Consider the following 10,676-nt stretch of genomic DNA (forward strand, 5'->3'; position numbering starts at 1 on the left):
TCAGCCATGCCCAATCTTGGTTCCATCCGCTCGTTGCAGCGAGCGGCGCTGGTGGTGTTTACCCTGCTGGTGCTTGCCGGCATCTGGGGCGCCACGGCACAGCGCATCTTGTTGCACCGCACACAACTGCGCCAGTATGCCGAGCGCGAGCTGCATGGCGCGCAGAAAACCCTGCATGCCCATATGCGCCGCACCCTGGAAGGGGTGCTGGTGCTGATGGCCGGCACCAATCTGCGCCTGAGCGAAAACCAGCAGACCCTGCCTGAACTGATCGACGCGCTGCGCCGATTGCGACAATTCGACCCCGATCCGGCCGATATCGGCTTTGTTGGCCATGATCGCCAAATCTGGCGCCTCAGCGTGGGCCCCGGGCATACCGCCGATGTGGCTAACCGCGATTACGTTGCCGCCCTGGCCCAGGCCGAGCCAGGCACGGTTTATGTTGCTGCCGTCACCCATAGCCGGCTATCGGGCCGGCAAATCCTCACCCTGGCGATGAAGGCACTGCCGAATGGCTATGGCGTCGACATCGTCATCGGCGCCGTGCCGGTGGACCATTTCACTGCCGCCTATAGCGACCTGCTGCTTTCCGCCCCCACCTATATCGGCATCCTGCGCCAGGATGGCTATGTGCTGCATATGGCACCCGATCCCAGAGGTGTGGTTGGCAGTTATCTGAATGATGGCTATCTGGAGGCCCTGCGCCTGCGCAAGGGCAGCAGCGGCGTGGTGCAATATGATAATGGCCAGAGCGTGGAACGCCTGCTGGCCGGCTATGCCATGCTGGAGCGGCTGCCGTTAACAATATTCGTTGGCCTTGACCTTGCCGAGCTGGATGCCCGATGGCGCCACGGCCTGCGCCGCCCACTACTGCTCGCCAGCCTGGCTACCCTGCTGTGCCTTGGCTTCATGGCCTTGCTGCTGCTGCTGATGCGGCGCCGCGATACCGAAGCGGCGGAATTGCACCGCGCCTTGCTGGCAGCCGAGGCCGCCAATAATGCCAAGCGGCAATTCATGGCCCGCATGAGCCATGAATTGCGCACGCCGCTGAATGCGATCCTGGGCTTTTCCGAAGTGCTCGCCACCGGCATTCTGGGGCCGCTGAGCCAAACCTATCGCGGCTATGGCCGGGATATTCACCGCAGCGGCCAGCATCTGCTGGGCCTGGTGAACCAGGTGCTGGAAATCGCCAAACTGGAAGCCGGCGCCATGCCGCTGGAGGAAAAGCCCTGCCTGTTGGGCGACCTGATCGGCGAGGCCGTGTGCATGATGCAATCTGCCGCTGATAAAAAGCGGCTGCGGATCCACGTTGGCCCACTGCCGCCCGCGCGGCTGCAAGCCGATCCGCTGCTGCTGCGCCAGATGCTGCTGAACCTGCTGTCCAATGCCGTGAAATACAGTGATCCCGGCGGCTGCATCGCCATCTCGGTCGCCACACAGCCGGATGGCCTAGCAATCTGTGTCAGCGATACCGGCCAGGGCATCGCCGAGGAGCGCAAGCAGCATATCTTTGAGCCTTTCGGCCATGGCAACGCATTGCTGGCACGGCCGGATGATGGCTTTGGCCTAGGCCTGCCGATTGTGCGCGCGCTGATCGAACTGCATGGCGGGCGCATCGAGCTGCGCTCGGCGCCCCGTCAGGGTACCGAGGCAACCCTGCTGTTTCCGCGGCAGCGCGTCATTCCCATTGCCGCATGATGGCGGCAATCGAGCCATCCGCCTGCATCTGCGCCAGCGCCACAGCCAGCCTTTCGGCGATCCCCGGCCGATCACGCGGCACAGCGATATAGCGCGCCACGCGGTCAAACGGCTTGGCCAGGAAACGAATGGTGTCACGCACGCCTTCCTGCTGCGCCAGATAGGCCAGAGTGACCCGATCACCGATAATGGCATCCACCCGGCGCGCTGCCAGCATGCGCAGCAGCAGCCGGTTGTCGCCTGCCGTATTCTCCTTGCGCAGAAAACTGGCCTGATCAAACGCCTGGCCATAGGTGTAACCCTGCACCACGCCGATGCTGAAAGGCTGAAAATCCTCCAGCCGTTCCCAGTCGCTGATACCATCCAGCGGCACGGCAAAAACCGTCTCGCCAAACCGGAACGGCCCGATCATGTGGTATTTCTCAAAACGATCCGGCCGGCCGACAAACTGGAACGCGGCATCAACGCGGCCCTGTTCCAGCAATTGCTGCACACGATTCCACGGCGCCGGCTCAAAACGCGGCTCGGCACCGGCGCGGCGCACCAGGGCGGCGACGATCTCCACATCCATGCCCGAGAGCTTGCCGGCATCAAGCCAGCTATAGGGCGGGAATACGCTGTCCGACGCGATGCTCCAGGTTTCGCCGACCGGCCCGGATTGGGCATGGCCGGGCGATGGCCACAAGCCAGCCAGCAACACATGCAGCGCGAACAGGGCGGTGGTGAGGAGGTGCATTTTTCCGACCGTGTTTTCACCCCCGAGATTAACCAGCCAGCTATCCCCGTCCAGTGAAATCGCCCCAGGCTTGGCCACGGCGTGACAATTCCGCTCAACTCCCCCTTGCGGCTTTCTCATTTGCACAAAAACGCGGCAACGCGTATGTCCAGCGCTATCCACAGCAAGGAAGCCGCGCATGGAATGGGCCTGGATACCGATCACCATCTGGGCCGCCGCCTGCCAGACCCTGCGCACCGGCCTGCAAAAGCACCTCAAGGGCCGGCTCAGCACCAACGGCGCCAGCTTCACCCGCTTTGTCTATGGCATGCCGCTGGCGCTGCTCTACCTGCTGCTGGTGGCGCAGATCAGCCAAGCCACCATCCCGGCGGCGCAGCCGGAATTCCTGGCCTGGATGGCTTTTGGCGCGGTGGCGCAAATCCTGGCCACCAACCTGCTGATTCTGGCCCTGACGTTGCGCAATTTTGTGGTTGGCACCGCCTATTCCAAAACCGAGGCGATCCAGGCCGCCATCTTTGGTGTGCTGCTGCTGGGTGAAACCGTGAGCCAGCTTGGCGTTGCTGGCATCCTGCTCGGCACGGTGGGCGTGATGCTGATCTCACTCAAGCATAGCGACAACAAGCTGCGCGCTTTCCTGCTTGGCTGGACGGAACGCTCGGCGCTGATCGGCATTGCCTCGGGCGGCCTGTTTGCGGTTTCCGCCATCGGCTTCCGCGCCGCCTCGCTGTCGCTTGACGCGGCCAATATCCCGCTCGCCGCCGCCACTACGCTGGCCTATGCCACAATACTGCAAACCACGCTGATGCTGGCCTATCTGCTGCTGCGTGAGCCGGGCGAGCTTGGCCGCGTGGCTGCGGCCTGGCGCCCCGGCCTGCTGGTGGGTTTCACCTCGGCGGCCGGCTCGGCCGGCTGGTTCACCGCCATGGCTTTGCAGGTGGCCGCCTATGTACGCATGCTGGGGCTGGTGGAAATGGTGTTCACCTTCCTGCTCAGCTATTTCGCCTTCCGCGAAAAGCCGGGTCAGGCCGAGATAGCCGGCGTGCTGATCCTGCTCGCCGGCATCGCCCTCGGCCTGATCGGCAGGTTAAGTCATTAAAGCACCGCGAACTTGATCACAAACAGCGCGGCCAGCACTGCCATCACGGCATTCACTTCCTTCACCCGGCCGGATAGCAGCTTGACGGCCACATAGGTGATGAAGCCCAGGCCGATGCCGGTGGCGATCGAGAAGGTGAACGGCATCATCACTGCCGTGACCACGGCGGGGGCGTATTCGGTGACATCCTCCCAATCGATCTGCGCCAAGCTGGAAGCCATCACACAAGCCACAAAGATCAGCGCCGGGGCCGTGGCATAGGCCGGGATCGACGTGGCGAGCGGCGCAAAGAACACACTGAGCAGGAACAGCACCGCCACCACCGTGGCGGTGAGGCCAGTGCGGCCACCAACCCGGATACCGGCAGCGCTTTCGATATAGCTGGTGGTGGTGGACGTGCCGAGGCCGGCGCCAGCCACGGTGGCCACCGCATCGGCCATCAACGCCTTGCTCAGCCGCTTCAGCTTGCCATCCGGGCCAACCAGATTGGCACGCTGCGACACTGCCACCAGTGTGCCGGCAGTATCGAACAGGTCAACAAACAGGAAGGCAAACACGATGGCGACCAAGCCAAGCGAAAACGCGCCCTTGATATCCATCTGCATGAAAGTGGGGGCCAAGCTGGGCGGCGCCGAAACAATGCCGTTGAACGGCGACAGGCCAAGCGCGATACCGACCGCCGAAACCACCAGGATGGCGATCATGATGGCGCCCGGCACGCGGCGGTGATCCAGCACGGCAATCGCCAGGAAGCCGGCAATCGCCATCAGCGCGGTGGGCGCAGCGATCTTGCCCAAAGCCACCAGGGTGGCCGGATGATCCACCACTAGCCCGGCATTCTTCAGCCCGATCAGCCCAAGGAACAGGCCGATGCCGGCGCCGATCGCCATTTTCTGCGATTTTGGAATCGCATTGATGATCGCCTCGCGCACCGGCAGCAGCGACAGGATGATGAACAGCACGCCGGAGATGAACACGGCGCCCAAAGCCACCTGCCAGCTATGCCCCATGCCCAGCACCACGCCATAGGTGAAATAGGCGTTCAGGCCCATACCGGGCGCCAGCGCCACCGGATAATTGGCGTAAAGCCCCATGATCGCCGTGCCAATCGCCGCCGCTAGGCAGGTAGCAACAAAGGCGGCACCATGATCAATGCCGGCATCCTTCAGGATCATCGGGTTGACGAAGATGATATAGGCCATGGTCAGAAAGGTGGTGACCCCGGCCAGCACTTCGCGGCGGATGGTTGAGCCGCTCTCAGTGATTTTGAAATAGCTATCGAGCATGGATATTCCCCCAGCCGCGATCCTGGCAGCCCCCGCCACCCCTGCAACCGCGACTCGTTTTGCCATGCAACTGTAATGCCGCTTGGCCTTGGCTGCCAATGGGATAGAGCACGAGCCGGCATGTTGCCCACCGCATTGGTATCTGATATCTCAGTTACATAATGTGAGGAAACCCGGGCGATGACGCAGGCAAGCTATAATTTCACCGGCAAAACCGCCCTGGTCAGTGGCGGCAGCAGCGGCATCGGGCGCGGCGTGGCGCTGGCTTTGCGCGATGCTGGCGCCCGCGTGATTGCCACCGGCCTGCCGGGCGAAACCGTGGCGCCAGAAACCGGCATCGAATTTGTTGCCCTGGATGTGGCCGATCAGGCCGGGGTGACGGCTTTGGCGGCGCGGCTGACGCAGGACGGCGCCGGGCTGGACCTGCTGGTTAATTGCGCCGGCATGATCCGCCGCCAAGCCGAATATGATATCGAAACCTTCCTGCGTGTGCTGGATGTGAATCTGGCCGGCACGATGCGGCTTTGTACCGCCTGCAAGCCTTTGCTGGCAAAACAGCGCGGCAGCATTGTCAACACCGCTTCGATGCTGAGCTTTTTCGGCGGCGCGCTGGTGCCGGCTTATGCGGCTTCCAAGGGCGGCGTGATGCAGCTTACCAAGTCGCTGGCGATTGCCTGGGCCGCCGAGGGCATCCGGGTCAATGCCGTGGCGCCGGGCTGGATCGCCACGCCGCTGACCCAGGCTTTGCAGGACGACCCGGCGCGCAGCGGCCCGATCCTGGAACGCACGCCGATGCGGCGCTGGGGCCAGCCCGAAGATGTGGCAAAAGCCGTGCTGTTTCTGGCTTCCAATGCCGCCGAATTCATCACCGGCGTTATCCTGCCGGTGGATGGCGGCTATGCCGTTGCCTGAGGAGAATGTGATGACCGATCCCAGCCGGATGCCCTACCAGCTGCCCTTCCCCAAGGAAGCCGATACCGAGATTGTGGTGCCCGGCATCATCCCGGCGGATGAGCGGGTCTGGGTGCCGCAGGCCGAGAATGTCTGGTTCCGGCCGCTCTGCCTGCATGCCGGGCAAGGCTATTGGGTCAACCTGCTGCGCGTGCGTCGCGCCGGCATTCTCAGCCGCCATCGCCATCCCGGCCCGGTGCATGGCCATGTGCTGCGCGGCAAATGGCATTACCTGGAACATGACTGGGTGGCGGAAACCGGCTCGTATGTCTACGAGCCGCCAGGCGAAACCCATACCCTGGTGGTGCCCGAGGATTGCCCGGAAATGATCACCCAATTCCACATCACCGGCGCCATGATCTATGTTGATCCCTGGGGCAAGGTGCTGGGCTACGAGGATGTGTTCAGCAAGATCGAGATGTGCCGCAAGCATTATATCGCTTGCGGGCTTGGCGAAGGTTTTGTTGATCAGTTCATTCGCTAAAGCAGGTTTACCGGCAGTTTCAGATAGACCGTGCCGTTTTCTGCTGCGGGCGGAAAATCACCGGCACGGATATTCACCTGCACCGAAGGCAGGATCAGAGCCGGCATATCCAGCTTGGCATCGCGCGCCTGGCGCATTGCCACGAAGCTGGCTTCGTCAATGCCGTCGCGCACATGCAGGTTGCCGGCCTTCTGCGCCGCCACCGTGGTTTCCCACACATATTGATCGCGGCCCGGCGCCTTATAATCGTGGCATAGAAACAGCCGTGTTTCCGGTGGCAGGCAAAGCAGGCGCTGGATCGAGCGATACAACGTGGCGGCATCGCCACCGGGAAAATCGCAGCGCGCCGTACCGTAATCCGGCATGAACAGCGTGTCGCCGACAAACACGGCATCTTCAATGCGATAGCTCATGCAGGCCGGGGTGTGGCCCGGCGTGGCCATCGCCTCGATCCGCAGGCTGCCCAGCGGCAGGCTTTCGCCATCTTGCAACAGCCGATCAAAGGCCGAGCCATCCGGTGTCAGATCGCCCGCATCGAAGATCGGCTTGAACACCTTCTGCACCTTGGTGATATCAGCACCGATCACGCTGCGCGCGCCGCTGCGCTGGCGTACCACCGGGGCGGCAGAGAGGTGATCGGCATGGGCATGGGTTTCAAGCGTCCAGTCGATACTGAGGCTGCGCTTGGCGGCCTCGGCCAGCAGGGCATCGATGCTCTGCGTGCCGGTGCGGCCGGATTTGGCGTCAAAATCCAGCACCGGGTCGATCACAGCGGCGCGGTTGGTGGCGCTGTCCCACACCAGATACGACACCGTGTTGGTTGGTTCATGGAAATGCGCGGAGATGTGCAGCGGCATGGCGGCCTCGTCGTTTCGATACTTGACATATATATTAGACTTTACTAAATTAGCAATATCTAAAATGATTGATTGTTCCCGATGCCAAACACCTCCGACCTGACAGCCGCCGCCGCCGAAGCCAGCCGTTTCCTTGGCCTGCTGGCCAATGAGAAACGCCTGCTGGTGCTCTGCCTGCTGGTGGAAGGTGAGGCCAGTGTGGGCGCGCTTGCCGAGCGCGTTGGCCTGAGCCAGTCGGCCTTGTCGCAGCATTTGCAGAAGCTGCGCGATGACGGCCTGGTGGCGACGCGGCGCGAAGGGCAATCGATTCATTACCGGCTGGCCGATGCCAAAGTGACAGCGCTGATTGCGCTGCTGCATAGCCAATTCTGCCCGCCGCTATCCCCCCCTGAAGGAGCCGAGCCATGACCCTGCCAACCATTGATGCCGCCGCGCTGAAACAGCAACTGGATGCCGGCAAAGCCATCCTGATCGATATCCGCGAGCCTTCCGAATATGCCCGCGAGCATATTCTGGGTGCCCGCCTAGCGCCGCTTTCCGCCTTTGACCGCCATGATTTTGATGCCGACAAGGATAAGATCGCGGTGTTTCATTGCAAAAGCGGCAACCGCACCGCCATGAATGCGGCCCAGCTTGCCGCCAAGGGCTTTGCCCAGGCTTATATCCTGAAGGGCGGCCTGGATGCCTGGAAGGCTGCCGGCCTGCCGGTGCATCTTGATCGCTCGGCGCCGATCGACCTGATGCGCCAGGTGCAGATCACCGCTGGTGGCATGGCGCTGCTTGGTGCGCTGCTGGCCTGGCTGGTTTCGCCCTGGTTCATCGCGCTGTCGGGTTTTGTCGGCGCCGGCCTGATGGTGGCCGGGATCACCGGCTTCTGCGGCATGGCCCGCCTGCTGGGCCTGATGCCCTGGAACCGGCGCTACGCGCTGCAATTCTGAGCCTGAAGCATGTTGTTGCCATTATTAGCCGTGCCGGCTGGGGCGCTGGTTGGCCTCACTTTGGGGCTGATCGGCGGCGGCGGCTCGATCCTGGCGGTGCCGCTGCTGCTTTATGGCGTCGGCGTCAGTGATCCGCATCGCGCCATCGGCACGGCATCGGTGGCGGTGGCGGCCAATGCGCTGGTCAACCTGGTGCCACATGCCCGCGCCGGCAATGTGAAATGGCCCTGCGCCAGCGTGTTTGCGCTCAGCGGCATGCTGGGGGCAGCTTTGGGCGCCTGGGCCGGCCGGCTGATGGATGGCCAGAAGCTGATGGCGCTGTTTGCCCTGGTGATGCTGGCGGTGGCGGCCAATATGCTGCGCCAGCGCAAGGATGGCGGCGATCCGGATGTGCGCATCACGCCGCGCATAGCCTGGCGCCTGGCGCTGCTTGGCCTGCTCACCGGGCTGGCGGCCGGCTTTTTTGGCATTGGCGGCGGGTTTCTGATCCTGCCCGGGCTGATCCTTGGCTCCGGCATGGCGATGCTGAATGCCATCGGCTCGTCGCTGCTGGGAGTTGCCGCCTTTGGTGCCACCACGGCAACCAATTATGCCCTGGCCGGCCTGGTCGATTGGCCGCTGGCCGGGCTTTTCCTGCTCGGCGGCGCGCTGGGCGGCTGGGTGGGACAGCGGCTGGCTGGCCGGCTGAGCCAACAGCGCGGATTGCTCAACCGGCTATTCGCCGGCTTGTTGATTGTGGTGGCCGGCTACATGCTGTGGCGCAGCGCCGGCCTGCTTGGCTGGCGCTGAAGCCTTCCAGTTGGTCATGGCGCCCCTGTAGACTGGCGCCATGAGCTTTGACCAGATCACCATCCTGATTCTGCTTGCCGCCGCACTCGGCCTGTTCGCCTGGGGCCGCTGGCGCCACGATCTGGTGGCTTTGCTGGTGCTGTTTGCCGCCTTGCTGTTTGGCCTGGTGCCGTTTGAACGTGCCTTCCTGGGTTTTGGCCATCCGGCGGTGATCACCGTGGCGGCTGCGCTGGTGATCAGCCGCGCCGTGGCTGCCACCGGTATCCTGGATGGCGTGGCCCTGCGCATCACGCGCGGGGTGAAAAGCCCGTCGCTGCTGTTGCTGCTGCTGTTGCTGCCAGCAGCCATTGCTTCCGGCTTCATGAATAATGTGGCAGCGCTGGCAATGGTGATGCCGGTAGCCATCGCGGTTTGCGCCAGTGCCGGGCAATCGCCCAGCATGGCGCTGATGCCGCTGTCTTTTGCCACCATGCTGGGCGGCCTGCTGACCCTGATCGGCACGCCGCCGAATGTGATCATTTCCGGCATCCGCGCCGACAAGCTGGGCGAGCCGTTCCATCTGTTTGATTTTGCAATGGTGGGCGGCGGTGTGGCCCTGGCCGGGCTGATCTACACCGTGCTGATCGGCTGGCGGCTGGTGCCGCAGCGCAGCCCGGTGGCGAAAAGTGATGGCAGCGACACGATTGGCGAATATCTGATTGAGGCCAGCGTGGCACCAGGTTCGAGCCTGATCGGCCAGCCGTTGCATGTGGCGATCGAAAAGCTGGACGGCCAGGATGCCGAGATCATCGGCCTGCTGCGCGGCAGTGTCACCATCCCTTCGGCGGCGCAATGGACCGTGGTGCGTGAAGGCGACATGCTGCTGATCGAGACGGCACCAAACATGCTGGGCGACACGCTGCGCGAGCTTGGCCTGATGCTGCTGAAGCCGAAACATGCCGTGCTGGAGGATGCCAAGACCGGCAACCTGCATGTCGCCGAGGCGGTAGTGCGGCCGGGCGCCGAGATTGAGGGCCAGAGCGTGCTGGACCTGCGGCTGCGCCAGCGCCATCAGGTCAACCTGCTGGGTGTTTCGCGCGCCGATGCCAGCCAGTTCCGTGGCCTGCGCAACTGGCGCTTTGCCACCGGCGATGTGCTGTTGCTGCAAGGCGAAGCCAACCGGGTGGAGGAAACCATGGCGCAGCTTGGCCTGCTGCCGCTGGCCGGGCGGCAATTGAGCCTGCGGCCCAAACCCGGCGCCATTGCCACATTGCTGATCGCCCTGGCCGGACTGGCCGCCCTCACTATCGGCCTGGCGCCGGCTGAAATCTGCCTGGCCGGCAGTGCCATCGCCCTGCTGCTCACCGGGCGCCTGTCACTGCGCGAAGCCTATGGCGCCATCGACATCTCAGTGATCGTGCTGCTGGCGGCCATGATGCCGGTGGGCGATGCCTTTGAAGCCACCGGCACCACCGGCCTGATCGCTGATCTGGTGGCCGGCCTGGCCGGTAGCCTGGCGCCGATCTGGCTGCTGGCGATTGTCATCATCGTGACCATGCTGGTTTCAGACATCCTCAACAATGCCGCCACCGCCGTGCTGATGGCGCCGCTGGCGATTGACCTGGCACAGCGCCTGGAGGTGAACCCCGATGCCTTCCTGATGGGTGTGGTGGTGGGCGCCACCTGCGCCTTCCTCACCCCCATCGGGCACCAGAATAACCTGCTGGTGATGGGGCCGGGCGGCTACCGCTTTGGTGATTACTGGCGCCTGGGCCTGCCGCTGGAAATTGTCTCCCTGCTGGCCGCCCTGGTGCTGATCCCGATCTTCTGGCCGCTCTAACTTGTCTTATCGGCTGGCAAAT

The 10,676-nt window shown here is 63.5% G+C and carries 11 protein-coding genes; 8 read left to right on the forward strand and 3 right to left on the reverse strand.

Annotated elements, in window-relative coordinates; genetic code table 11:
• The first annotated feature begins 6 nt into the window (after positions 1-6).
• Positions 7-1,698, forward strand: coding sequence for an ATP-binding protein (locus KBB36_RS04845; protein ID WP_290977578.1), 1,692 nt, complete (start codon positions 7-9; stop codon positions 1,696-1,698).
• Here KBB36_RS04845 and KBB36_RS04850 read toward each other — a convergent pair.
• The gene (locus tag KBB36_RS04850; protein ID WP_290977580.1) at positions 1,679-2,434 is read right to left on the reverse strand and encodes an ABC transporter substrate-binding protein; all 756 of its coding nucleotides are present in this window, start codon (positions 2,432-2,434) and stop codon (positions 1,679-1,681) included. The two genes, KBB36_RS04845 and KBB36_RS04850, sit on opposite strands and share 20 nt — an antisense overlap.
• A 178-nt stretch (positions 2,435-2,612) precedes the next feature.
• Between KBB36_RS04850 and KBB36_RS04855 the strand changes: the two genes are divergently transcribed.
• The gene (locus KBB36_RS04855) at positions 2,613-3,530 is read left to right on the forward strand and encodes an EamA family transporter (protein ID WP_290977583.1); all 918 of its coding nucleotides are present in this window, start codon (positions 2,613-2,615) and stop codon (positions 3,528-3,530) included.
• Here KBB36_RS04855 and KBB36_RS04860 read toward each other — a convergent pair.
• Positions 3,527-4,816, reverse strand: coding sequence for an NCS2 family permease (locus KBB36_RS04860; RefSeq protein WP_290977585.1), 1,290 nt, complete (start codon positions 4,814-4,816; stop codon positions 3,527-3,529). The two genes, KBB36_RS04855 and KBB36_RS04860, sit on opposite strands and share 4 nt — an antisense overlap.
• Positions 4,817-4,996: 180 nt before the next feature.
• On the opposite strand from KBB36_RS04860, the gene KBB36_RS04865 reads away from it, so the two are divergent.
• A complete protein-coding gene (locus tag KBB36_RS04865; protein ID WP_290977587.1) occupies positions 4,997-5,728 on the forward strand; it encodes an SDR family NAD(P)-dependent oxidoreductase in 732 nt (243 codons plus the stop codon).
• A gap of 10 nt (positions 5,729-5,738) precedes the next feature.
• Positions 5,739-6,251 carry a 2,4'-dihydroxyacetophenone dioxygenase family protein gene (locus KBB36_RS04870; RefSeq protein ID WP_290977589.1) on the forward strand — a complete coding sequence of 171 codons (513 nt, stop codon included), beginning with the start codon at positions 5,739-5,741 and terminating at the stop codon, positions 6,249-6,251.
• Here KBB36_RS04870 and KBB36_RS04875 read toward each other — a convergent pair.
• A complete protein-coding gene (locus KBB36_RS04875; protein WP_290977591.1) occupies positions 6,248-7,108 on the reverse strand; it encodes an MBL fold metallo-hydrolase in 861 nt (286 codons plus the stop codon). The two genes, KBB36_RS04870 and KBB36_RS04875, sit on opposite strands and share 4 nt — an antisense overlap.
• An 81-nt stretch (positions 7,109-7,189) precedes the next feature.
• Between KBB36_RS04875 and KBB36_RS04880 the strand changes: the two genes are divergently transcribed.
• The 4 genes from KBB36_RS04880 to KBB36_RS04895 are packed head-to-tail and all read left to right on the forward strand — an operon-like array spanning position 7,190 to position 10,654.
• A complete protein-coding gene (locus KBB36_RS04880) occupies positions 7,190-7,516 on the forward strand; it encodes a metalloregulator ArsR/SmtB family transcription factor (RefSeq protein WP_290977593.1) in 327 nt (108 codons plus the stop codon).
• A complete protein-coding gene (locus tag KBB36_RS04885) occupies positions 7,513-8,046 on the forward strand; it encodes a rhodanese family protein (protein WP_290977595.1) in 534 nt (177 codons plus the stop codon). Before KBB36_RS04880 ends, KBB36_RS04885 begins: the two co-directional genes overlap by 4 nt.
• A 9-nt stretch (positions 8,047-8,055) precedes the next feature.
• Positions 8,056-8,835: a sulfite exporter TauE/SafE family protein gene (locus tag KBB36_RS04890; protein WP_290977597.1), complete on the forward strand. Its 780-nt coding sequence runs from the start codon at positions 8,056-8,058 to the stop codon at positions 8,833-8,835.
• A 40-nt stretch (positions 8,836-8,875) separates the two neighbouring features.
• The gene (locus KBB36_RS04895; protein ID WP_290977599.1) at positions 8,876-10,654 is read left to right on the forward strand and encodes an SLC13 family permease; all 1,779 of its coding nucleotides are present in this window, start codon (positions 8,876-8,878) and stop codon (positions 10,652-10,654) included.
• The last annotated feature ends 22 nt before the right edge of the window (positions 10,655-10,676 follow it).

It is taken from the genome of Ferrovibrio sp., from assembly GCF_017994015.1.
Classification (GTDB): domain Bacteria; phylum Pseudomonadota; class Alphaproteobacteria; order Ferrovibrionales; family Ferrovibrionaceae; genus Ferrovibrio.